This window comes from Rhizobacter sp. LjRoot28, from assembly GCF_964253025.1.
In the GTDB taxonomy this organism is placed as follows: Bacteria; Pseudomonadota; Gammaproteobacteria; order Burkholderiales; family Burkholderiaceae_C; genus Rhizobacter.
Window position 1 is genome coordinate 2,183,651 of the sequence record NZ_CAXUQC020000001.1, and the last position, 23,079, is coordinate 2,206,729.

The 23,079-nt window shown below is 68.4% G+C and carries 20 protein-coding genes; 13 read left to right on the plus strand and 7 right to left on the minus strand.

What is annotated here, in order from left to right:
- Positions 1 to 66: 66 nt before the first annotated feature.
- From ACSQ2F_RS10090 to ACSQ2F_RS10145, 12 genes are all read left to right on the plus strand, one after another.
- Positions 67 to 1,701: a porin gene (locus ACSQ2F_RS10090; RefSeq protein WP_436022316.1), complete on the plus strand. Its 1,635-nt coding sequence runs from the start codon at positions 67 to 69 to the stop codon at positions 1,699 to 1,701.
- Between the two features lie 8 nt (positions 1,702 to 1,709).
- Positions 1,710 to 2,798 (plus strand): ABC transporter substrate-binding protein, encoded by a 1,089-nt coding sequence (locus ACSQ2F_RS10095; protein WP_436022318.1) that lies wholly within the window; start codon positions 1,710 to 1,712, stop codon positions 2,796 to 2,798.
- A gap of 4 nt (positions 2,799 to 2,802) precedes the next feature.
- Positions 2,803 to 3,639 carry an ABC transporter permease gene (locus ACSQ2F_RS10100; protein ID WP_436022320.1) on the plus strand — a complete coding sequence of 279 codons (837 nt, stop codon included), beginning with the start codon at positions 2,803 to 2,805 and terminating at the stop codon, positions 3,637 to 3,639.
- Positions 3,640 to 3,649: 10 nt separating this feature from the next.
- A complete protein-coding gene (locus tag ACSQ2F_RS10105) occupies positions 3,650 to 4,420 on the plus strand; it encodes an ABC transporter permease (protein ID WP_436022322.1) in 771 nt (256 codons plus the stop codon).
- 98 nt (positions 4,421 to 4,518) lie between these two features.
- Entirely contained in the window at positions 4,519 to 5,364 is an 846-nt protein-coding gene (locus ACSQ2F_RS10110; protein ID WP_436026788.1) for an ABC transporter permease, read from the plus strand.
- 9 nt (positions 5,365 to 5,373) lie between these two features.
- The gene (locus tag ACSQ2F_RS10115; protein ID WP_436022324.1) at positions 5,374 to 6,150 is read left to right on the plus strand and encodes an ABC transporter permease; all 777 of its coding nucleotides are present in this window, start codon (positions 5,374 to 5,376) and stop codon (positions 6,148 to 6,150) included.
- Positions 6,151 to 6,213: 63 nt separating this feature from the next.
- The gene (locus tag ACSQ2F_RS10120; protein WP_436022326.1) at positions 6,214 to 7,035 is read left to right on the plus strand and encodes an ABC transporter ATP-binding protein; all 822 of its coding nucleotides are present in this window, start codon (positions 6,214 to 6,216) and stop codon (positions 7,033 to 7,035) included.
- Between the two features lie 104 nt (positions 7,036 to 7,139).
- Entirely contained in the window at positions 7,140 to 7,886 is a 747-nt protein-coding gene (locus ACSQ2F_RS10125) for an NADPH-dependent oxidoreductase (RefSeq protein ID WP_436022328.1), read from the plus strand.
- Positions 7,887 to 8,226: 340 nt separating this feature from the next.
- Positions 8,227 to 8,445 (plus strand): TOBE domain-containing protein, encoded by a 219-nt coding sequence (locus ACSQ2F_RS10130; RefSeq protein WP_436022330.1) that lies wholly within the window; start codon positions 8,227 to 8,229, stop codon positions 8,443 to 8,445.
- A 12-nt stretch (positions 8,446 to 8,457) separates the two neighbouring features.
- Positions 8,458 to 9,759 carry a sigma-54 interaction domain-containing protein gene (locus ACSQ2F_RS10135; protein WP_436022332.1) on the plus strand — a complete coding sequence of 434 codons (1,302 nt, stop codon included), beginning with the start codon at positions 8,458 to 8,460 and terminating at the stop codon, positions 9,757 to 9,759.
- A 187-nt stretch (positions 9,760 to 9,946) separates the two neighbouring features.
- A complete protein-coding gene (locus ACSQ2F_RS10140; protein WP_436022334.1) occupies positions 9,947 to 10,717 on the plus strand; it encodes a histidine phosphatase family protein in 771 nt (256 codons plus the stop codon).
- Complete coding sequence (locus ACSQ2F_RS10145) at positions 10,714 to 11,613, plus strand: NAD(P)H-hydrate dehydratase (RefSeq protein ID WP_436022336.1); 900 nt, start codon at positions 10,714 to 10,716, stop codon at positions 11,611 to 11,613. The genes ACSQ2F_RS10140 and ACSQ2F_RS10145 overlap by 4 nt, the downstream gene beginning before the upstream one ends.
- Positions 11,614 to 11,704: 91 nt before the next feature.
- Here ACSQ2F_RS10145 and ACSQ2F_RS10150 read toward each other — a convergent pair whose 3' ends face one another.
- Positions 11,705 to 13,105, minus strand: a complete 1,401-nt coding sequence (locus ACSQ2F_RS10150) for a sigma-54-dependent transcriptional regulator (protein ID WP_436022338.1) — start codon at positions 13,103 to 13,105, stop codon at positions 11,705 to 11,707.
- A 114-nt stretch (positions 13,106 to 13,219) separates the two neighbouring features.
- On the minus strand, positions 13,220 to 15,802 hold the full coding sequence (locus tag ACSQ2F_RS10155) for an ATP-binding protein (protein ID WP_436022340.1): 2,583 nt from the start codon (positions 15,800 to 15,802) through the stop codon (positions 13,220 to 13,222).
- 196 nt (positions 15,803 to 15,998) lie between these two features.
- On the opposite strand from ACSQ2F_RS10155, the gene rpoN reads away from it, so the two are divergent.
- Entirely contained in the window at positions 15,999 to 17,411 is a 1,413-nt protein-coding gene (gene rpoN / locus ACSQ2F_RS10160; RefSeq protein ID WP_436022342.1) for an RNA polymerase factor sigma-54, read from the plus strand.
- On the opposite strand, the gene ACSQ2F_RS10165 is transcribed toward rpoN, so the two are convergent.
- From ACSQ2F_RS10165 to ACSQ2F_RS10185, 5 genes are read right to left on the minus strand one after another with little or no spacing between them, the layout of a single operon-like run.
- The gene (locus ACSQ2F_RS10165; RefSeq protein ID WP_436022344.1) at positions 17,347 to 18,795 is read right to left on the minus strand and encodes a UDP-glucose dehydrogenase family protein; all 1,449 of its coding nucleotides are present in this window, start codon (positions 18,793 to 18,795) and stop codon (positions 17,347 to 17,349) included. The genes rpoN and ACSQ2F_RS10165 overlap by 65 nt on opposite strands.
- A 45-nt stretch (positions 18,796 to 18,840) precedes the next feature.
- Complete coding sequence (locus ACSQ2F_RS10170; protein WP_436022346.1) at positions 18,841 to 19,899, minus strand: glycosyltransferase family 9 protein; 1,059 nt, start codon at positions 19,897 to 19,899, stop codon at positions 18,841 to 18,843.
- Positions 19,896 to 20,987 (minus strand): glycosyltransferase family 9 protein, encoded by a 1,092-nt coding sequence (locus ACSQ2F_RS10175; RefSeq protein ID WP_436022348.1) that lies wholly within the window; start codon positions 20,985 to 20,987, stop codon positions 19,896 to 19,898. The genes ACSQ2F_RS10170 and ACSQ2F_RS10175 overlap by 4 nt, the downstream gene beginning before the upstream one ends.
- Positions 20,984 to 21,604 carry a D-glycero-alpha-D-manno-heptose-1,7-bisphosphate 7-phosphatase gene (locus ACSQ2F_RS10180; RefSeq protein ID WP_436022350.1) on the minus strand — a complete coding sequence of 207 codons (621 nt, stop codon included), beginning with the start codon at positions 21,602 to 21,604 and terminating at the stop codon, positions 20,984 to 20,986. Before ACSQ2F_RS10180 ends, ACSQ2F_RS10175 begins: the two co-directional genes overlap by 4 nt.
- Positions 21,601 to 22,911: a glycosyltransferase family 4 protein gene (locus ACSQ2F_RS10185; protein WP_436022352.1), complete on the minus strand. Its 1,311-nt coding sequence runs from the start codon at positions 22,909 to 22,911 to the stop codon at positions 21,601 to 21,603. Before ACSQ2F_RS10185 ends, ACSQ2F_RS10180 begins: the two co-directional genes overlap by 4 nt.
- Positions 22,912 to 23,079 lie beyond the last annotated feature (168 nt).

The following is a 23,079-nucleotide window of genomic DNA, read 5'->3' on the forward strand; positions in this document are numbered from 1 at the left end:
ACAGGGTCGTCAAACCCCACCCCGAACCCAGGAGTCCTCACGGTGCCCCCTCACAGAACAACAGCCTTGGCAGGCGCCCTCGTGCTCGCGGTCGCGAGCCCCGCGGTCCACGCCCAATCGGCGAAACAACTCAAGAGAGAGATCGACGAGCTGCGCAAGCAGCTCCAGGCCCTCACCGAGCTCACCAAGGCACAAGCCGCGGCAGCGGCCCAGCCGGTGACGCCCCCGGTGACGCCCCCGGTGACGGCACAGGCGCCGGCGCCAGCACCGGCCTCGACATTCACGGCCGCTGCGCCGGAGCCGGCCAGCACCGCCTCGGCGACCCCGGAGCGCGACCAGGCCACGCGTGATGCGGCCACGCCGGCATCGCAGGCCGACATCCAGGGCATCCGCGCCGACATGGAGAACTACAAGTACGAGCAGTCGCGCACGGCCGAACGCAACCGCGCCAGCGTCACACGCAACACGCGGATCGGCGGCACGGTGCAGGTCCGCGGCAGCTGGTTCAATCCGGCGGTTGTCGCCGGCCAGGCCAACGGCGCGACCGGTGGCAATACCACGGCCGTGGCAACCGGCCGTCAGACGAGTTTCGATGTGCCCTCGGTGACGCTTTCGTTCACCGGCAACCTGTACCGTGACTACGCCGAGGGGAAGAACCTCACGTACCAGCTCGGCTTCGCCACCGGCAGCAACTTCGCCGGCAGCCCCACGTCCACCACGAGTGCCACCCGCACCCTCGGCGCCTCCTCCGGAAACGGCTCGCAGTTCAACCTCACGAACGCCAACCTCGCCTACAGCATCGAGCCGACCAACGGCGGCCCGGAAGACCGCAAGGGCGCGATCACCGTGGGCCAGCAGCAGGTGCCCTTCGGCCTGGAGGCGCAGACCACCGAGGAGATCCGCCCCGTCATCACCTCCGCCCAGTTCACCTCTGCGCTGAGTGGCATCAACACCCGGCAGATCGGCGTCATCTACCGCGGCGACGCCTTCGTGGATGTCGACTGGACCAACAACTACCGCTCGGCCCTGGTGGAGTACGCATTCGGGGTGGTCAACGGCTCGGGGCCCAACAAGTCGGACAACAACGGCAAGAAGGACTGGCTCGGCCGCGTGGCCTTCACGCTCCCGGCCGACTACAACAGCTGGTGGCGCGAGCTCAAGCTCGGGGTGTCCGTCTACGAGGGCTACAACAATCTGGCCAACACCACGACCGCGGGCGTCGTGCGCGTCGGCAAGTCGCGCCGCACCGGATTCGACGTGAATTACACCCACCTGCCCTACTCGGTCGCCTACGAGTACGCCCAGGGTGACGACGACGCCTTCACGACCTCCGCCGCCTCCGCCAGCGAGGCCACGCCCACCTTCAGGAAGAAGGCCCGCGGCCAGTACATCAACCTGGGCTACACCTGGGGCGAGCAGTTCCTGACGAGCGAGAAGTCGCTGGCCAAGTACGACGACTATTGGCCCAAGTCGTACCAGGCCTTCGTGCGCCACGACGTTTTCGACAACGACACCCGTTCGACCGTCACAGGTGACAAGACCCGCATCACCACGATCGGCTTGAACGCGTTCTTCGCGGAAACGACCAAGCTGCAGGCGAACTACCTGCAGCAGAAGAACGACCACGGCGCGGCCGGCCCCTCCGCGGACCGCCCCGCCAAGCAGCACGGCCTCCAACTCCAATTCCAGTACGGCTTCTGACGCACCCCATGAAACGACGCACTTTCACCACCGCGCTCGGCGCGGCCACCCTGACCTCGCCCCTTGCCGCCACGCGCGCATTCGCCCAGGACAAGCCTGCGGTGATCCGCATCGGCTTTCCCAACGCCGGCACCGGCGGCCGCCCCCTGGGCGGCGGCGCCTACACCGCCAACGCCCACCACCTGCGCGCCATCGACGAGGAGTTCAAGGGCGATGGCATCCGGGTCGAATGGAAGTTCTTCCCCGGGGCCGGTCCTGCACTCAACGAGTCCCTCGCCAACGGACTGGTCGACTTCGGCTTCGGGCACGGCGACCTGCCGGTGCTGGTCGGCAAGTCGACCGGCCTCAAGCACAAGGTGATCGCGTCATCGAGCCGGGGGGGCGACAGCTACTTCGTCGTGCCGACGGCATCCTCGGCGAAGACGCTGACGGACCTCAAAGGCAAGCGCATCGCCACCTTCAAGGGCACCGCCAGCCAGCTGACACTCAACCGCTGGTTCGACAAGTTCGGCCTGACGGACAAGGACTTTCGCGTGATCAGCCTGGACAGCGACTCGACGCTCGCCGCGCTGTCCACGGGCGACATCGACGGGGCCGTGCGCGCTCCGTTCGACCTGGAGGCCCGCGGCGTGGCGCGGCGCATCCACGAGGTTCTCGACGATCCGTACATCACCCGCCCCGGCACCATCTGGGTCAGCGAGGCCTTCGAGCAACGCTACGCTCCCCTGGTGCAGCGCCTGGTCACGCGGCTGGTGAAGGTGGCCCACTGGAGCACCCAGGAGGCCAACCGCGAACGCCAGTACCAGCTGTGGGCGACGTCGGGCACGCCCTACATCGACTACAAGGTCGCCTGGGACCGCACGCGGGATCTGCGCACGCGCATCAACCCGCTGCTGGACGACTACTACGCGGCCAGCCTCCAGCGGTCGGTGGAGGAAGTGAAGAAGTACCGGCTGGTGCGGCGCGAGGTGTCGATCGACGGCTGGCTCGAGCCCAAGTACCTGCAGCAGGCCTTGAAGGAGCTCCAGCTGGAGGACTACTGGCCTCAGCAGGACGCCGACGGCAAGGTCAAGGTCCCCGGCCGCAAGCTCGCCTGACGCCATGCACGCGACCACGTCACCCTCTGCCATTGCCGTGGCACCGCGGCGCCTTCAGGGGCCCGCGCTCGCCAACGTGGTGCGATACCTCGCGGTCGCCGCGGCCGGCCTGTTGCTGCCTGCTGCGCTCCTGGCGCTGTGGTTGACCGCGGTCCATCGCCAGTGGATGCCCGAACAGATCCTGCCGCCGCCAGCGCTTGTCTGGCAGTCGCTGCAGGAGCTGTGGGCGACCGGCGAGCTCCTGGACCACCTGCTCATCAGCGCAGGCCGCGTGGGATGGAGCCTGCTCATCGGGGGCAGCGCGGGCCTCGCCCTGGGCTTCGGCATGGGCCTGTCACGGACCCTTCGGGCGTACCTCTTTCCGACCTTCGACGTGGTCTCGCAGTTCCCGGTGCTGGGGTGGATTCCGCTGCTGATCATCCTTGCCGGCATCGACGAGGCGCTCAAGGTGACGGCCATCTCCATCGCGGTGGTCGTTCCAGTGGCCATCAACACACTGCACGGCATCGCCAACATCCCGCACACCCAGCTCGAAGTGGCCGCGGTGTACCGCTTCAGCCTGCCGCAGGTGGTACGCCGGGTCGTGCTGCCGTCGGCCGCACCGAGCCTCTTCAACGGGCTGCGCCAGGCCGTGATGCAGGCGTGGTTGACGCTCGTCTTCGTGGAGCTGTTGGCCTCGAGCGAAGGCATCGGCTACCTGATGGTGTGGGGCCGCCAGCTCGGCCAGCTCGACCTGGTGGTGGTCGGCATGGTGGTGATCGGCGCCGTGGGCGTGGGCCTCGACCTGTTGCTGCGGTGGGCCGAGGCGTCCATGCTCGGCTGGCGACGTACCGCATTCTGAGAGGACGGCCATGAACTCCTCCCGCAGCTTCGACTGGCGCGGCCTGGTGCTGCCGCTGCTCCTGCTGGCCGCCTGGACGGTGGCCACGGCCTTCCATTGGGTGGATACCCGCCTCATCGTGCCCCCGGCCGGGGTGCTTCGCACGGCTTGGCGCACCCTGACCGACCCGCAGTTCCAGCTCGGCGTGCTGTACAGCGTGGCGCGCGACCTGTCGGGCTTCGTGATCGGCGCCTCGGCCGGCGTGGCGCTCGGCACCTTGCTCGGCATGTCGCGCTGGGCCGACCATTTGATCGGCCCGACCTTCCACGCGCTGCGCCAGGTCTCGCTGTTCGCCTGGCTGCCGCTGCTGTCGAGCTGGCTTGGCTATGGAGAGGGGAGCAAGCTGGTCTTCATCGCGCTGTCCGCTCTGTACCCCGTGGCTCTCGGCACCTTCGAGGGCGTTCGCGGCATCACGCTGGCCCAGGCCGAGGTCGCGCGCGTGTTCGGCTTCAACCGGTGGCAGCGCGTCTTCCGACTGGTGCTCCCGGCTGCATCTCCGCAGATCGCCAGCGGCCTCACGCTCGGCCTCGTCTATGCGTGGGTCGCCACCATCGGCAGCGAGTTCCTGCTGGCCAACTGGGGGCACGGCCTGGGCAACATCGTCATCAAGGGACGCGCCGCCTTCAACGTCGAACTGATCGTGGTCGGCATGCTGGCCATCGGTCTCGTCGGCACCGTGCTCAACCGCACCGCCGCACGCCTGCAGGCCCGTGCGCTTCATTGGCGCCGTGCCAACGTCTGATCCGGAGAACGCCTGTGTCACCTCCCGTCTCGTCAGCGACCCTCGCGTCGCCCCCGCTCGCATCGTCGGTCACTTCTTCCGCGCTGGCCTCTGCCACGTTGGCGGCGGTTCCTTCGTTGCCCCGTCCCGCGACGCTCGCGTCCGCCGAGCCGCGGACGCCCAGCGCCCGCCAGGTGGTCTGGCGCCGCCGCGGCCTCGACCTCCTGCTGGCCTGGCCGTTCCCGCTGGCGGTCCTGCTCGCCTGGCAACTGGGCACGCAGTTCGAGTTGATCCCGCCGCAGATCCTGCCCGCCCCCGCAGTGGTGGCCACCACCTTCGCCGACCTGTGGTCGACCGGGGAACTGCAGGACCACCTGCTCATCAGCCTCAGCCGGGTGATGTACGGCTTCTCGCTGGGCACCGGTCTCGGTTTGCTGCTCGGCGTGTCCATGGGCCTGTCAACGACCGTGAAGGAGTTTCTCTACCCCACCTTCCGGCTCTTTGCCCAGGTGCCCTCGCTCGGGTGGCTGCCGCTGTTGATGATGATCGTCGGCATCGACGAGGCGCTGAAGATCATCCTGATCTCCAAGGCCGCGTTCGTCCCCGTCACGATGAACACGTACGACGGCCTGCGCAATGTGCCGACCTCTTTCCTCGAGGTGTCACGCGTGTTCAGGTTCACGCGCTGGCAACTGCTGCGCCATGTGGTGTTCCCCTCGGCCCTGCCCCCCATCTGGAACGGGATTCGGTACGCGCTCACGCACGCTTGGCTGGCGCTCGTGGGGGTGGAGTTGCTGGCCTCAAGCGAGGGCCTGGGCTTTCTCATCGTGTATGGCCGCCAGTTGTTTCAGCTCGACGTGGTGCTCGCCGCGGTCGTGGTTGTCGGCGCCATCGGCTTCGCCCTCGACAAGGTGCTGGCGGTCACCGAAGCCCACTTGCTGCGCTGGCGGCGCAACGCCTTCTGAGGAGCTCCCATGAATCCGACCCTTCGCCTCTGGCTGCGTGGCGTCACGCTGCCCATCGTGCTCCTCACCACCTGGTGGGCCGTCTTCCACTTCGGCTGGACCGACACCCAGCTCTTCGTGCCCATCGGCGAGGTGTGGGACACGGCCGTGCGCCTGACCGACGAAGGCTACCTCGGCGCCTCGCTGCAGGCGAGCCTGGGCCGCTTCTTTGCAGGTTTCGCGATCGGCTCGCTCGCCGGCCTCGCGGTCGGCACGCTGCTGGGCCTGTCGCGGCTGTTCGAACGCCTGGTCGGCCCGACGCTGCACACGGTCAAGCAGGTGTCGCTGCTGGCCTGGATCCCGCTCATCTCCGTCTGGTTCGGGCTCGGGGACCCGGCCAAGATCGCCTTCCTGTCCCTGGCAGCGTTCTTCCCCGTGATGCTCAACACCTTCGAGGGCATCCGCAGCGTGCCGCGTGATCTGGTCGAAGTGGCGCGCGTGTTCGCGTTCTCGCGCACGCAGCTGCTGCGGCATGTCGTATTGCGTTCGGCGCTGCCATCCATCTTCACCGGCATCTATCTCGCGCTGCTGTATGCGTGGCTGGCGACCCTGGGTGCCGAATACCTGCTCACCTCGGGCAAGGGCATCGGCAACCTGCTCACGGACGGCCGCGAGCACTTCTGGATGGATCAGGTGCTGCTCGGGGTGGTGGTCGTGGGCCTCGTGGGTTTCGTGCTCAACCTCATTGCGTCCCGCATCGAGGCCCGATCGCTGCGCTGGCGCGGCCGCTCGACCGCGCAGTACTGAATCCCTTTGCGTCCCGTCCCGCTCCATCAGTCACGACATCCGCTCTCCGAACAAGGACCTCCCATGGCACACGCCGGCACCCTCGAAATCCGGAACCTGAACAAGCAGTACCAGGTCAAGGGCGAACCCCTGCCCGTCCTGCAGGACATCTCGCTGACCATCAAGCCCGGCGAGTTCGTCAGCATCGTCGGCACCAGCGGCTGCGGCAAGTCGACGCTGCTGCGGCTCGTCATCGGCCTGGAAGCCGACTACCGCGGCGAAATCCTGCTCGACGGCAAGCGGGTCGTGGGCACGAGCCTGGACCGCGGCATCGTGTTCCAGGAGCATCGTCTCTTCCCCTGGCTGAACGTGCAGCAGAACGTGGCCATCGGCTTGCTGAACGCCTCGGGCACCGAGGCCGCCAAGGCCCGCACCGTGCAGGAACACATCGACCTGGTGGGTCTCAAGGGCTTCGAGACCGCCTACCCGCACCAGTTGTCCGGTGGCATGTCTCAGCGCGTGGCGATCGCGCGGGCGCTCGTCAACCGGCCGGAGGTGCTGCTGCTCGACGAGCCGTTCGGCGCGCTCGACGCACTCACCCGCGGTCATCTGCAGACCGAGCTGGAGCGCATCTGGCGCGCCGAGGGCATCACGGCCATTCTCGTGACGCACGACGTGGAAGAGGCCGTCTACCTGGGCGACCGGGTGATCGTGATGCAACCGCGCCCGGGGCGCATCAAGCGCATCGTCGACGTGCCGCTACCGCGCTCGCGCGACCGGGGTGCGCCCGACTTCGCCGCCATCAAGGACGATGTCCTGAGCGAGTTCGGCGAGTCGCCGCGCCCCGCACTGGTTTCGGCCGCGCCGCCGCGGCCTGACATCGGCAGCTGGCAATTCTCCTGGTGAACGCGATGAACGCACCCGAGCGACATGCTGTTCACCCGCTGCTCGCCGCGCGCTACGGCCGCGATGCCCCGCGCCCGCCCCTGCCTTCGAGCGGCGTCAACGACGTGCTCGCCACCCTGCTCGCCCACCGCTCGGTGCGGGGGTTCGACGCGACGCGTCCCGTCGATCCCGGGACGCTCGAATGGCTCGTCGCTGCAGCACAGTCGGCGCCTTCGTCGTCGAACCTGCAAGTCTGGAGTGTGGTGGCCGTGGAGGATGTCGATCGCAGGCTGCGACTCGCCGGGCTGGTCGGCGATCAAGCGCAGGTGCGCGACGCACCGCTCGTGCTGATCTGGATCGCCGACCTGGCTCGCTTGCAGGCGCTGGCCGATGACCGCGGCGTGCCATTGGACGGCGCGGCGTACCTTGACACCTTCCTGATGGCGGTGATCGATGCCGTGCTGGCTGCGCAGAATGCCGTCACCGCGGCGGAGTCACTGGGCCTCGGCACCTGCTATCTGGGCGCGATCCGCAATCGCAGCGTCGAGGTGGCCGAGGAGCTGGGCCTGCTGCCTGGCGCATTTGCGGTGGTGGGCCTGTGCGTGGGCCATCCTGACCCGGCACGACCAGCGGCCGTCAAACCCCGGTTGCCCCAGGCGGCCGTGCTGTCGCGCGAGCGGTTTCCGGCCGCAACGCCGGATGTGCCGGTGGCCTCCTACGATGAAACGATGGGCGACTTCTACCGATCGCAGGGAATGACCCCGACCGACTGGAGCAGCCATTCGCTCGCGCGACTGGCAGGACCTGAACGACTCAAAGGACGGGACCGACTGGTCGAAGCCCTGGCCCGGCACGGCATCGGCCTGCGTTGAGCCTGACGCGGTCGGCCTGGCGGCATCCTGACGACGGCGATGCCTGGGGGCGTGGATTCAGCTCGCAGCTCGCCGCATCCCCTCCTTGGCCAGACCGTTGGCGGCGACTCGCCCGCTGCGCTGTGGCCTCAAGACGGCCGAGTCGTCGTCGGCGCCGCAGTGCGCGCCGTACCGCGGTGGTTGCTCAGCCGCCAGCCACGGGGACGCAGCCCTCCCGGACATCAGCGCCGACTACCAATATTCGGAATCGTTCGTTGGTGGGCCGAGTGCAGCTGTCTATCGTGGCTCCCGAGCAGTCCAAGCAGTTGTTCACCCTCCACAATCTTCAGGAAGCGTCCTCATGACAATCAGCGCCATCAACGTCCGCAACCAGTTCCGCGGCAAGGTCAAGGAGATCATTGAGGGCCCGGTCGTCTCCGAGGTGGACGTCGAGACGCCGGCCGGACTGATCGTCACCTCCGTCATCACCACGCGCTCGGTCAAGGAACTGGAGCTTCGGGTAGGTCGCGAGGTCGTCGCCTTGGTCAAGTCGACCGAGGTGTCGATCGCCACGCTCTGACGGCGCCGCGGCATGCAGTCGTTCGCCCCCTTCTCCGCCGAACCGGTGCTGACCTTGCCGCCCGGCGAGGGCAGCATCCTGTCGATCCGGGCCAAGGCCCTGCTCTTCCACGATCCCCGCTCGGTTGCGCTGCTCGAGCACGTCGAACGCATTGCCCGCAGCGAGGCGTCGGTGCTGGTGATCGGAGAGACCGGCACGGGCAAGGAGCTCATCGCAAGGCACCTGCACGCCCGCAGCGAGCGGAGAGGTCCGTTCGTGGCAGTGAACTGCGGGGCGTTCAGCGAAACGCTCATCGACGCAGAGCTCTTCGGCCATGAGTCGGGCGCGTTCACCGGCGCATCGCATTCCCGCGCCGGTTGGTTCGAGGCCGCGAACGGGGGCACCTTGTTCCTCGACGAGATCGGCGACCTGCCCCTGGCGTTGCAGGTCAAGTTGCTGCGCGTGCTGCAGGAGCGCCAGGTGGTGCGGCTCGGCTCGCGCAAACCCGTGGCCCTGGACGTGCGACTTGTCGCCGCCACCAACGTGGACCTGCGGCAGGCCGTGGAGGCGCAGCGCTTCCGAGCCGACCTCTACTACCGTTTGAACGTGGCACCGGTGGCGCTGCCCCCGCTGCGGGAACGCCCCGGTGACATCCTGCCGCTGGCACGGCACTTCGTGGGCGTCTATGCACCGCGGTTGGGGTTGTCCCATGTGTCGCTCGCCTCGGACGCCGAGGCCGCCTTGCTCGCCTACCCTTGGCCAGGAAACATCCGTGAGCTGGAGAACGTCATCCATTTCGGTCTGGTGGTCTGCCGCGACGGCTTCGTTCGGGCGAGTGACCTTCGTCTCGTCGGCACGTCGGCAACACCCCCCGTGCACGACCCGGTCTCGTCCTTCGCGAACGGCAGGCCCGATGGCTCTCCGAGGGAGACGCCTGCACCTGAGGCACCCTATGCCGCGCTGGAGGATGCAGTGAAGCGGCTGCTCGACGCCGGCGACGCCAACCTGTTTCATGCCGTCAATGAGGCGCTGGTCCGGACGGCGTTCCGGGAGTCGAGCGAGAACCAGGTGCGTGCGGCAAAGGCACTCGGCATCACCCGCAACACGCTTCGAACCTGCCTCAAGCGCTACGGCATGCTGGCAGATTCGTCGCGCCCCGCGTTGAAAGAGGACTCGCTCGCAAGCGAGGGCGATGGGGACCCGCTGCTGCCGTCGGCCTCGGCGTTCTCCGTCCGGCCGGCCATGGGACCCGTGCCCGATCCGCGTGCCGAGCCCTCACCGCCAGGGGAAGACGAGGCCAGCAGCCACCCTGCGCTGGAGGCCCTGCGCGCCTGAGAGCCTGGGCGCGCTCCAGACTGCGCGCCGATTTGGAACCGACGCGGTGTCCGGGCCGCGCGGGCCGCATCGAACCGGGTCAGCGGCCTGTCGTCCGAATCCTACGTTGACGAGCGCTGCAGGCCGCTGGCCGGCGCTTGCGCCGACGGCTACGGTGTCGACTGGTTCATCACCTGGAGCGCCGCCCGTGCCTACGCCTTCGTCCCCCTGGCCACGCACCCTGTGGATCGTTCGACACGGACAAAGCGCCGGCAATGTGGCCCGCGACCTGGCCGAGGCCCACGGCCATCCGGTGATCGACATTGCATTTCGGGATATCGACACACCGTTGTCCGAGCTCGGCGTGGAGCAGTCCATTGCGCTGGGCGATTGGTTCGGGCGCCTGGACCCGGACGAGCAGCCTGAAGTCGTGCTGGCGTCTCCGTATGTTCGAGCCGCCGAGACCGCCCGTCTGGTGGTCGAGCGAACCGGCCGGCCCGCCCCGATGCTGCGCTTCGACGAACGGCTGCGCGAAAAGGAATTCGGCATCCTGGACCGGCTTACCAAGCATGGCATCGAACTGCGTCATCCCGAACTGGCGGCCCAGCGACAGCACGTGGGAAAGTTCTACTTCCGTCCGCCGGGCGGCGAGAGCTGGTGTGACGTGATTCTCCGCCTGCGCAGCCTCCTGGAGATGGTCACCCGCGAGTATGCGGAACGGCGGGTGCTCATCGTCGCCCATCAGGTCATCGTGAACTGCCTGCGCTACCTTCTCGAACAAATGGATGAACAGCGCATCCTGGAGATCGATCGCCAGGGTGACGTGCCGAACTGCGCGGTCACCTCCTACCACCTCGAATCCGACCGGCTGGAGGGGCCAGGCCTCGCACTTCGCCTCGTCAACTTCCTTGCGCCCCTGCGCGACGCCGACATGCCGGTGACGGCGGCGCCCGACCAGCCCGTGGCGCCGAAGCCATGAACGCCGCATCCGGGGGCGGACGCCGATTGCTCACCGACGAGGTGTTGCGCCAACGCGGCATGACCGAGCCTGAAGCGGACGCCGACAAGGAAGGGCGCGGCAATGTACTGGTGATCGCCGGCAGCCGAGAAGTGCCCGGAGCGGCACTGCTGACCGCCACGGCAGCCCTCCGTGCCGGCGCCGGCCGGTTGACGATCGCCACCCCGGCCAGCGTGTCCATGGCCATTGCCATCGCCATGCCGGAGGCGCGGGTGATCGCGCTTGCCGAACGGTCATCCGGTGGCTTGGGGACGGAAGCAGCTTCGCAGCTCGAGGACCTCGCGTCCCGCATCGATGCTTGCGTGGTGGGCCCCGGACTGATGGACGAGGACGCGACCGTCGCCTTCACGCAGTCGCTGATGGAACGCTTCAGTTGCCCCCTCATCCTGGACGCGCAAGCGATGACGGTGTTGAGCCTCGGCACGAGGCCGCGTGGCCCGGTGACGGTCACCCCGCACGCCGGTGAAATGGCACACCTCACCGGTCAAGCCAAACCCGATGTGCTTGCCAACGCGCAGGCGCTCGCCTCGGAGTACGCGCAGCGCTGGCAAGCCGGCGTGGTGCTGAAGGGGGCGACCACCTGCATCGCCTTTCCCGATGAACCGTGTTGGCAACACGACGGCGGAGACGTCGGGCTGGCCACCTCGGGTTCGGGAGACACCCTCGCGGGGCTCATGGTGGGGCTCGCCGCACGGGGGATCGCCCCGCTTGACGCGGCGTTGTGGGCGGTGCGCCTTCATGCGCTCGCGGGCGAACGCCTGACGGCACGCCATGGCCGTCTTGGCTTCCTGGCACGCGAGTTGAGCGACGAGATTCCGGCCGCGATGCACCGCCTGTGCACCGGGGAAGACCGCTAGCTTCGCGTGGCCGTGTCGTGGCTGTTGCGGTGATCGAGCGCGCCAGGGCCGGCAGCCAACCCCTTTGCGGCCGCCCTTGCGCGCCTGGCGGCTAGCGCGTGGACGTCTCACGCTCCTGGTCGGCTGGCGCTTCGCCGTCTCCGGCGTCACCCGCATAGAGCTTCAGCCGGTTGTAGAGCGTCTTCAGGCTGACGCCCAACGCCGCGGCCGCTCGCTCCTTGTGGTTGTCGAAGTGCTCCATGGTCGCCAGGATGAGCTTTCGCTCGGCCTCGGCCATGGAGGTGCCGAGCTTCAGCGAGATCTCGGGGTCGGCGGCGGCCTCCTCACTCGCGGGCGGATTGCGCGGCAGCCACTCGTCGGTGATCGTCGGCCCGGCGGTCATGACGTAGACCCGCTGCACGACGTTGCGCAACTCTCGCACGTTGCCCGGCCAGCGGTAGGCCACCAGCTGCTCGATGGCTTCCGGCGCGAAGCGCTTCACCTCGCCTTCGCGGCGGGCGATGTCGTTCAGGAAGTGCTGCGCAAGCAGCGGGATGTCGCTCGGTCGCTCTCGCAAGGGAGGCAGTTCGATCGGGAAGACGTTGAGCCGGTAGAGCAGGTCTTCACGCAACCTGCCGCTGGCGACGGCCTCGAGCGGTGATCGGTTGGTGGCTGCGATGACCCGCACATCAGCCTGCTGGCTCTCGACGGAGCCCACGCGCGCGAAGGTGCCGGTCTCCAGCACGCGCAGCAGCTTCACCTGCAGCTCCTGCGGCATCTCGGTGATCTCGTCGAGGAACAGCGTGCCGCCGTGGGCGCGCTCGAAGAATCCCTGATGCTGGCGCTCGGCACCGGTGAAGCTGCCCTTCTCGTGGCCGAAGATCTCGCTCTCGATCAGGTTGGGCGACACGGCCCCGCAGTTCACCGCCAGGAACGGGTTGTGGCGGCGGCGGCTCAGGTCGTGCACCGTCTGCGCCACGACTTCCTTGCCCGTTCCGCTTTCGCCCGTGATGAACACCGTGGCGGCCGTGCCGGAGACCCGGGCCAGCTGCTCATAGATGCGCCGCATCTCGTCGGAGCGGCCCCAGATGCCGCCGAAGTGGCCCTCTTGCTCGAGCTCTTCCTTCATCTGGGAAAGCTCGGCCTGAAGCGCGTCCGGCTTCATCAGGCGCGACAGGATGCCCTCGAGCTGCGCGGCCGTCACCGGCTTGATGAGGTAGTCGGTGGCGCCCAGGCGCAGCGCCTGGATGGAGGTGTCGAGGCTGGCGTGGCCCGTGATGAGCACCACCTGGGCGTTGGCCGTCAGTTCGGGATTGTCGAACAGGGCCATGCCGCTGCCGTCCGGCAGCCGCAGGTCAAGCAGCACGAGGTCGGGCCGCTGCAGTGACATCTGCCGGCGCGCATCGCGCAGGGAGCCCGCCGTTGCAACGGTGAAGGGCCCCATGGTGCCGATCAAGGCAGCCATCATGCGCGCGGAGTCGGCATCGTCCTCGACGATCAATACGTGGTTCATGGACAACAGTTCGGTTTGAAACAACTTTAGAGGAAGGGATAGGGAACACCAACCGCAGGGCTTTCATATCCCTGTCAACGAAATATCCCTAATGACGAAACGTCTTATGGCGCTTCATGACGTGTGCAGGAGTTGCTTCAGCTGCGACGGCACGACCGGCTTCACCAGATGAGCGTCGAAGCCGGCGACCAGCGCGCGCCGGACATCGCTTCCTTGTCCGTAACCCGACAAAGCAATCAGGCGCCCGGGATAGCCTGCAGCGCGGGCGCGCTTCGCCAGGGCATAGCCGTCGAGGATCGGCAAGCCGATGTCCACCACGGCCACGTCAGGCCTTTCACTGAGCAGCGAATTGAGGCCGGCCTCGCCGTCCACCGCTGCCGCCACCCGATGGCCGTCGAGCTCGAGCATCGACCGCAGCGCGGTCAAGGCATCGGCGTTGTCTTCGACGACGAGCACCCGCATCGGTCTGGCGCTCGGCGAGGCGGGTCGGACGATCTCGGGCGGAGGTGCCTCGATGCGGCGCAGGCGAACCTCGAATGCGCTGCCTTCCGGGGAACTCGTCGCCGTCACCGTGCCATCATGAAGCTCGACCAGGCGGCGCACGAGGGTCAGGCCCAGCCCCAGCCCGCCCGCCCGACGATCCAGTGTCCGTTCGCCCTGCACGAACAATTCGAAGATCCGTGGCAGCAGCGAGGGCGGAATGCCGAGTCCGGTGTCCACCACCCGAAGCACGGCGTCCGGGCCGTCATCCTCAACGGTCAGGGTGATGCGACCGCCCGGCGGGGTGTACTTGATCGCATTGGTGAGGAGGTTGTTGATGACCTGCTCGATGCGGGTGGGGTCGGCGTCGATCCAGGCGTCGCCCGGCGTCACGGTGATGCTGTGCTGGTTGCCCTCGCCGGTGACGCGCAGGGTGTCGGCCACCCGCTGCACCAGGTTGCCGAGGTTGACACTCTGACGCGACAGCAGCACCTTCCCCGAGATGACGCGCGCCACGTCGAGCAGGTCGTCCATCATGTGGGCCAGATGGCCGGTCTGGCGCGAGATCACGGTGCGCGCCGTGGCGGCGAGTTCCTCGTCCGCATCCACCCGCTCGAGCACCTCCACGGCCGAGGCCATTGCACTGAGGGGATTGCGAAGTTCGTGGCCCAGCATGGCGAGAAATTCATCCTTGGCCCGGTTGGCCGCCTCCGCCTCGAGCCGGGCCGACTGTTCCAGCTTCATCAGCGCCGCCCGCGACTGCTCCGCCTGCTTGCGGGCGCTGATGTCGACCACCGCACCGATGGCGCCGCGCGGCTGGCCACCCGGCGTGCGCAGCGGCGCCGCGTTGGCGATCACGAACACCGAGGGCCGGCCGGGGCTCGCAAGCTCCAGCTCCACCGGACCGACCGCCTCGCCGGTGGCAGCGGCACGCTGCAACGGTTGGCGTTCGACAGGTACCGGCTCGCCGCGGTGCAGCACGGTTCGTTCAGCCGCGCCGGGCGCATCGCTTCGCCCCAGCAATTCCAGCATGGCCGGGTTGTGCAGCACGACGGCGCAATCGCGGTCCTGGGCGAACGCGAGGCCGATCGGGCTGCTGTTGAACAGCGTCTCGAACTCGTCGGCCTTGCGCTGCAGCCCCTCGCGGGCCGTCTGGTCCTGGGCACGGGCGCTCAACAGGGCGTCCCGCAGGCCGGAGATCTCCCGCACGTGAATGCGAGAGGTGGGCGGCGCGGCGCCGGGCGTTGCCAAGGCATGCAGCGGCCCGGTCACGCGGCGGGCAATGAAGAGCGCCAGCACGACCCCCAGCAAGAGGCAGCCGCCGGCCGTGGCGAGCGCGGCCGCCATCGCCTGGCGCTGCGCCGCCCTCACCGGCTTCGACGGAATGCCGACCGAGACGCCCCACCCCAGCCGCGGAATGCGCTGCCAGGCGGTGTAGGTGGAGCCGCCGCCGAGGAGGTCGGTCAGCTGGGTGCCCTGCGCGCTCACGTTCAAGAGCTCCACCGCCTGGTCCGGCAGCGGCACCCCGACGAACCGCTCGGGCTGCAGGGTGCGGGCGATGACGACGTTGCGGGCGTCGAAGACCGTGTTGAAGCCGTCCACCGGCGGCCCCGCCTGCTGGATGAGGTCCTGCCAGACGGAAACGGGAATCCAGACGCCGAGCATGTACCGGAACTCCGAGTCGACATGGACGGGGACCGCCACCACCGTGGCATAGCGTGAATGCTGCCCGTCGACAACGAGGTTGGAGACGATCGGACGCTGGGCGGCGAGCATCTGCTGCACCTCGCTGCTGCCGGGCCCGCGAGCCGCGGACACGCGCAGGCGCGAGGTGTTGAAGAGCACCCTGCCCCGGTCGCGCGCGTCGAGCAGGAAGGCGCTGCTCCAGCTGGACCGCAGCACGGGGCTGTGATTCAGGAAGTGCTCGAACTGGACGACGTCGCCCCGCTGCAGGGAGTCGCTCTGGGCAAGGATGGCGAGCGCATCCATCGACGAGGCGATCTCGCGTTCGACCGTCTGCGCGAGAGAGTTTGCGTTGCGCCGGAGCTCCTCCTTCATGCGCGACTCCTGCGCCGCGACGTTGCCGAAGATCTGGTAGCACATCAGCACGGCGATCGGTACCGTGGCCAGCAGGAGCAGCAGCACGAGGTAGGTGCGCAGCGACGCCGTAGGCCACGACGGCCACCAGCGCCCGAACTTCCCTTCCCCATTGAACATCGGATCTCCCTTTGGGTGTCCGCTGGCTCGGCGCCAGAACGGATTGCGGCAAAAAGCGTTCTCAATCTCGGCACGAACTGCCGCCAAAGCGGCCTGTTCGCGACTGTTGCCCAGGGAATAGCAGCATCCGGGCCCGGCGGCACGGGCATTGCAACTCCACTCGCGACCCGAAGCCATCCCATGCTCCGAGGAAGCCATGAACGCCCTGTACGCACGCATCGAACAACACCAAACCCAGAAGCTGTCGCCTCGCCTTCAGCAGGCGGTGCGGCTGCTCCAGCTCTCGTCGCTCGAGTTCATGCAGGAACTGCATGCCATGCTCGATTCCAACCCGTTTCTCGAAGCGAACGACGCCGAGACGCCGTCTGCCGACGAAACGCCCATCGCAGCGGCCGCCACCAGCCCGGACACCGATGGCGACAGCGATCGCGACGTTTGGCAGGCCGACGCCCGCGGCAGCAGCATCAACCGCGTCAACGGCGAAGGCGGCGACAGCGACGCCACCAACCTGATCGCCGCGCAATCGTCCCTCGCCGACCACCTGCACGGGCAGCTCAACGTCATGCCGCTCCCCTTGCGTGATCGGGTGCTCGCCAAGGCTATTGTCGAGTCCCTGGACGACGACGGCTACCTTCGCACCGATCTTGCCGAACTGGCCTCGCTTGCCGAACTCCATCCCCCGGCATCGACAGAGGAAATGCGCATCGCGCTGCGGCGCGTGCAGGCGCTCGAGCCCGCCGGCATCGCCGCCCGCAGCGTCGAGGAATGCCTCCTGTTGCAGGTGCCTGAGATCGTGCCGCCCGAACAGGCCGAACTGGCCCGTCGCATCATCACCGGTCACCTCGACACGCTGGCCGCGTCGCGCGATGCCTCGGGCCTGTCGCGCAAGCTCGGACTGCCGGTCGACGAAGTGCAGCAGGTCTGCGACCGCATCCGGCGCTGCGACCCGCATCCGGGCTGGCGCTTCGGAGGCGCGCAGATCCAGTACGTCACTCCGGATGTCATCGTCAAAAAGGTCCGCGGCAAGTGGGTGGCCTCGCTCAACCCCACCGTCTTCCCGCGGGTGAAGTTGAACCAGATGTACGCGGACATGTTCCAGCGCCACCGCGAAGGGCACGACGGCGAACTGGCCGGCCACCTGCGCGACGCCCGCTGGGCGGTGCGCAACGTGCAGCAGCGCTTCTCCACCATCCTCGACGTGGCCCAGGCCATCGTGCGGCGCCAGGGCGCGTTCTTCGAGTACGGGATGATGGCCATGAAGCCGCTCTCGCTGCGCGAGATCGCCGATGAGGTCGGCATCCACGAATCCACCGTGTCTCGGGTGACCAACAACAAGTACATGGCCACGCGCCACGGTGTCTTCGAGTTGAAGTACTTCTTCTCGCGGGCGATGAAGGCCAGCAGCGGTGCGGAGTTCTCCGGCACGGCCATCCGGGGCCTGGTGGCCGAGATGATCGAGACGGAGCGTCCGGAAGCGCCTCTCTCAGACGCTCAGATCGCTCGCATGCTGGCCCAGCAGGGCCTGGTGCTGGCCCGCCGCACCGTCACGAAGTACCGGCAGCAGCTGCGGGTCGAGCCCGTGGATCGCCGGCGTCGCGCCACGGCATGACCGGCACGCTCGGGTGGGCGTCGCCCACCGGGCGGCCCACCTGGTGCACCTGCAGGCCGGCCGCCTCCCAGCGCGCGGTCGGCAGTGCGTTGCGGCCGTCGATCACGAGCGCGTCCTTCAGTTGCTCGGCCACCCGCTCCGGCGGGAAGTCGATGAACTCCCGCCATTCGGTCAACAGCACGAGCACGTTCGCATCGGTCAGCGCATCGGCCGCACTGGCCCGCCACTCCAACCGGGCATGGGCGGGCACCGCGGCCACGGCGTTGCGCATGGCGACGGGATCGTAGGCCGCGACCGTCGCGCCTGCGTCGATGAGCTCGCGCAACACGACGAGGCTGGCGGCTTCGCGAAGATCGTCCGTTCCGGGCTTGAACGCCAGGCCCCACACCGCCACACGCAGGCCGCGCAAGGCCGCCCGGCCGCCGTAGGCCTGCGCGAGCCGTTCCACCGGCCAGTGTCGGTGCCGCTCGTTCACGCGTTCCACGGCCGCGAGCACGTCGGTCGGAACGCCCAGGCCGCGGGCCGCATGTCGCAGAGAACTCACGTCCTTGGGGAAGCACGAGCCGCCGTAGCCGATGCCGGCCTTCAGGAAGGCCGGGCCGATGCGCGGGTCACTGCCCAGGCCTTCGCGCACCTCCTCGATGTCGGCGCCCGTGGCCTGCGCGATGTCGGCAATCTCGTTGATGAAGCTGATCCGCGCAGCCAGCATGGTGTTCGCCGCGTACTTGCTGAGTTCGGCGCTGCGCGGTGACATGACGAGCAGCGGCACGCCGCGCCGCGTCAGCGGCTCATAGACCTGCTTCAACACGCCTGCCTCCTGCGCGGTGCGGGCGCCGATCAGGATGCGGGCGGGATTAAGGAAGTCCTCGGTGGCGGTTCCCTCGCGAAGGAACTCCGGATTGCTCAGCACCGGCACTTCCCAATCGATGCCGCGACGTGCGAGCGCGCCACGCAGCGCCGCCCGGGCCGCATCGCTCGTTCCCACCGGGACGGTCGACTTGATGACAACGGCCAGCGGATGAACGATCGACACCGCGATGTCCTCGACGGCTTGCATCAGCGCACGCAGGTCAGCAGCGCCGTGGGCGTCCGGCGGTGTGCCGACGGCGATGAAGACCAGGTCAGCGCCGTGCACCGCGTCGGCCGTGGAATCGGTGAACGACAGCCGACCGTCGCGTGCCTGCGCGGCCACTAAGGGCTGCAGCCCCGCCTCGTAGATCGGGATGGCGCCGCGCTGCAGCGCGTGCACCTTGCCGGCGTCGGAGTCGACCGCGGTGACGTGATGCCCGATGTGCGCAAGGCACGCAGCACTCACCAGGCCGACATAGCCGGTGCCAATCACGGCAATGCGCAGAGAACGTGCGATCGGACTGCTGTCGGACATAGGGTCTCCTTTTCGGTGTGCCCCGAATCGGCAAGCGGCATACCGTCAAGCGACGGTCGCTTCCAGCAGTTCCTCCGCGACTCTCACGACCTGCTGCGGTGCGATCGCCGTGGCACAGCCGTGCCCGATCGGGCAGATGACGTGGGCACAGGGCCGGCAGCTCATGGCTTGCCACAGCACGCGGTGACGGGCACCGTCCCGAGGTGCCCAGCGGGACACGTCCGCGCCCAGGCTCACCACCACGCTGGGCGTGCCCAGCGCTGCGGACACGTGGGACACGCCGGTGTCATTGCACACCAGCAGGCGGCAACGCTGCAGCAGGGCCCCGAGCGACCAGAGCGACGTTCGACCGGCGAGGTTCACCGACGGGTGACGCATCGCCGAAGCCACCTGCCCGACCAGGCCGGTTTCAGCCTGTGTGCCGGTCAGGACCACCGTGTGGCCCGCCGCCGCAAGGCTGTCGGCCACCGCGGCGAACCGCTCGGGCGGCCAACGGCGGGACGGCAGTTGCGCCCCGGCATGCACGCACACGATGGATTCGGCCGCATTCACATCAGGCCAGGCCTCGTGCAGGGACGCATCGTCCGACGCTTGCACGGGAAACTCGAGGTGGGTCCCCTGGCGCGCAAGGCCCAGGTGGTCCGTGAGGCGAAGGAGGCGTTCGATCTCGTCGCCCGACTCCGGCCAGCCACAGTGGGTCGCGCGCTCCGCAGCCCACGCGCCATCTCCCGCAAACCCGGCAACATGCCGCGCGTTGAACAAGGCGACGAGCGGGTTGGTGAGCGTGCCGCTGCCGTGCAGCTGCAGGGCGAGATCGAATCGACGGGACTGCACTTCATGCAGGAAGGCCGGCCATGCGAGCGCATCGGCCTCGCGCTCCGGCAGCCCGGGAAATCCGGGGAACTCGATGAAGCGGTCCACCTGCGCACTGCGCTCGACCCATTGCTTCGCCCAAGGCAAGCCCACCAGGGTGATCTCCGCCCCCGGCCACGCCGCCCTGATCGCGCGAAGTGCCGGCACCGCACACAGCATGTCGCCCAGGACGAGCGCGCGGAAGACCGCAATGCGGTGGACCTGCCCGAATGCGCTTGCGAGGGTGTTCATGCCGCGGTTGCGACGGGCACCTGCATCAGCCGCAAGGTGGCATCCGCCACCGCCTCGGCGGGCACGTTCATGAGGCATGCGTGATGGCGCTCAGGGCAGACGCTCTTCAGGCAGTTGCGGCACGGCACGTCCTCGTTCAGCACGATGCATGGCACGCGCCACGGCGTGTGCTGGGGATTCGTCAAGGCGTAGAGGACAACGACCGGCGTCCCGACCGCAGCGGCGATGTGGGCCGGCCCGCTGTTGTTGCACAGGAGGACTTCGGCATCCGCGATGAGGGCAGCAAGCTCGCCCAGCGTCAGCTCGCCAGCCACCGAAGTGGAAGGGCCGGTCATGCGGGCGCGTGCTGCTTCGACGAGTGCCGCCTCGTCCCGCCCACCGGTGAACACGACCTGACAGCCACTCGCCTCGGCCACCGCATCGGCGGCCTGTCCGAAGCGCTCCGGCGGATAGCGTCGTGAGGCGGCGGTGGCTCCCGGGTGCACGACGAGCATCGGGCGGTGGCAATCGACACCGGCCGCTGCCAGCTTTTGCCGCATGGAAAGGGTCTCGACTTCAGCATGCTTGAAGACCAGCCGCTCGTTCTGAGGCGCGAATCCGACCGCCGCGACCAGGTCGAGTTGCCGTTGCACTTCATGGCGCATGCCGTCCTCGATGCACTCGTTGTCGGGAACCCAGTCGGAGAGCAGGTCATACGGGTTCTCGCGGCAATGGGCCAGCCGCAAGGGAATGCCGGCCAGGCGGCACATCATGGCCGCTGGCAGCGCGCTCTGCGTGCACACGGTGAAGATGATCGCCGCGTCGAATCCCTGGCGTGCCAGCATGCCGATGAAGCGCCGGTCGGCCACCGGCGTCCGCGCCGGCCCCTTGACCCACGGTGCCTCGTACGGAATCACCTCATCGATCATTGGAAGATGCCGGAGCATCGCCACGCCGGACCGCGATCCCATCAACGTCAGCCGGGCCAGCGGTGCGGCTGCGCGAACCGCCGCAAAGGCCGGCGTGGTCATGAGCACGTCTCCCAGGTTGTCCAGGCGGATCAACAGGATGTTGCGCGCCTCGCGCCAGCGAGGATCGAGGAGGGTCATGACGTCACCTTGGAGGTCAGTTCCGCCCACGCGGATGGCACGGTCTGCAGGCCGGTGATCTGACGGGCCGCATCGAGAAGGTCGGCAGCGCGAAGGTGCGGCGTGCGGAGCGGTCCGCCACGCCACACGGTTTCGTTGCCCACGTCCAGCAGCACGGACCGGCAGCCGGCGCGCCGTCCTGCCTCGACGTCGTCGAGGATGTCGCCGACCATCCATGACTGCGAGAGGTCCAGGTTCAGGTTGCGGGCTGCCATCTGCAGCAGGCCCGGTGCCGGCTTGCGGCATTCGCAGGCGGGCGATCCATCCTCAGCGGGTGCATGCGGGCAGGCGTAGAAGCCATCGAGCCGCAGGCCCTCCTCCGCCAGCATGCGCTGCAGGGCCTGTTGCAGCCGAAAGAGCGCGGCGCGGTCGAAGCGCTGCAGGGCGATGCCGGGCTGATTGCTGATGATGACCAAGCGGTGCCCCGTCGCGGCCAGGAGCCGGAGGCCCTCGATGGCGTTCGGAGTGAAGCGCACCAGGTCCGGGTCGACGTTGTAGGGCACGTTCTCCACCAGCGTGCCGTCCTTGTCGATGAAGGCGGCGCGCCGGCGGCCACCGGGCAGTTCGGAAAAGCTCATGTCGATGCAGCGGGCTGCGAGGCGGCCGCCGTCGCCATGGCTTGCGACACGGCCCAGTCAGGCACCTGGACGCGGCGCCGCTCGCGCAGGTCCTCGTACACCTCGGCCAACTGGCGGGCAACCTCTTCCCAGGTGAACATGGAACGCGCCCGGCGAATGCCCGCGCGACCCAAGGCCGCCGCCAATGCCGGGTTCCGGTACAGCTCAAGCAGTCGAGCTGCCAGCGCCACCGGATCGTGCGGCGGTACGAGGAAGCCGGTGACGCCGTCAGTCACCGAGTACTGGATTCCGCCCACCGCGCTGCCCACGACCGGCACACCGCAGGCCATGGCTTCCAGCGGCGTGATGCCGAAGGGCTCGTACCAGGGCGTGGTGGCAAAGACGTTCGCGGCAGCGTAGTAACGGCGCAGCTCGCTGCGCTGGCGCTGCCCCGTGAAGGTCACCCGTGCGTTGACACCGGCCTCCCGTGCGACGGCGCGCAGCCGGCCGATTTCGGGCGTCATGGCCTCGTCAGGCTCGCGCGACTCGCCGCCCACCACCAGCACCCGCGCGGGCACGTCCGGCGGCAGGTGCGCCAGCGAGCGGATCACGTTGTCGACCCCCTTGCGCGGCACGAGACGACCAAGTTGCAGGACGATGAACTCGTTCGGATCGAGGCCGAGCTCGGCGCGAGCGCGGGCGCGGCTCATGGGGCGGAATTCCTCGCTGTCGAAACCGCACGGCACGATGCTCATGCGGCTGCCATCGGCGCCGTAGAGCCGCAACAGGTCCGACCGGTCCTGCGGGCACTCGGCGATGATGTGGTCGGCGTCGGCCGTGAGCTGGCGCTCGATCTCGGTGCGCTCCGGTGGGAAGGCATCGGCCTCGCGCTGGTGTTCGCGCCGCACGAGCCCGAGTGCATGGAACGTCATGACGTATGGCAGGCCGAGCGTCGCCTTGAGGCGGCGGGCGACCACGCCGGACATGAAGAAGTTGGCGTGCACCAGGTCGTAGGGAACGCTGTGGCGCAGAAGCTCCGTGCTGACGCGTGCGAGCGCGGGCATGTAGTCGAGCAGCCGCTCCTTCGGGACGAAGCTCGGCGGTCCGGCGTCGATCTGGATGACGCGCGCCCCGGGGCGGAGGTCCGAGACCGGCGGCACCGCCGCGTCGTCGCGTCGCGTCAGGACATCCACGTGATGACCGGCCTTGGCGAGGCAGCGGGCCACGTTCGCCACATAGATGTTCTGACCACCCGCATCGACGCCGCCGAGAGTGGCCAGGGGGGACGCATGCTCGCTGATCATTGCGATGCGCAAGGGTTCGCTCATGTCGGACTCCGGTCGCTTTGGAATGCGCCGCTTCGGCAAACGGCGTGCCGCTGCTGAACGGCCATGCGCCTTGCGGAACGCCAATTGCCCGAATGAGGTGCGAGGGCGAACCTGCCTTCGCGGGACCGCATCAGAAAGGACAGGAGGGATGCGATGAATACAGGAGAT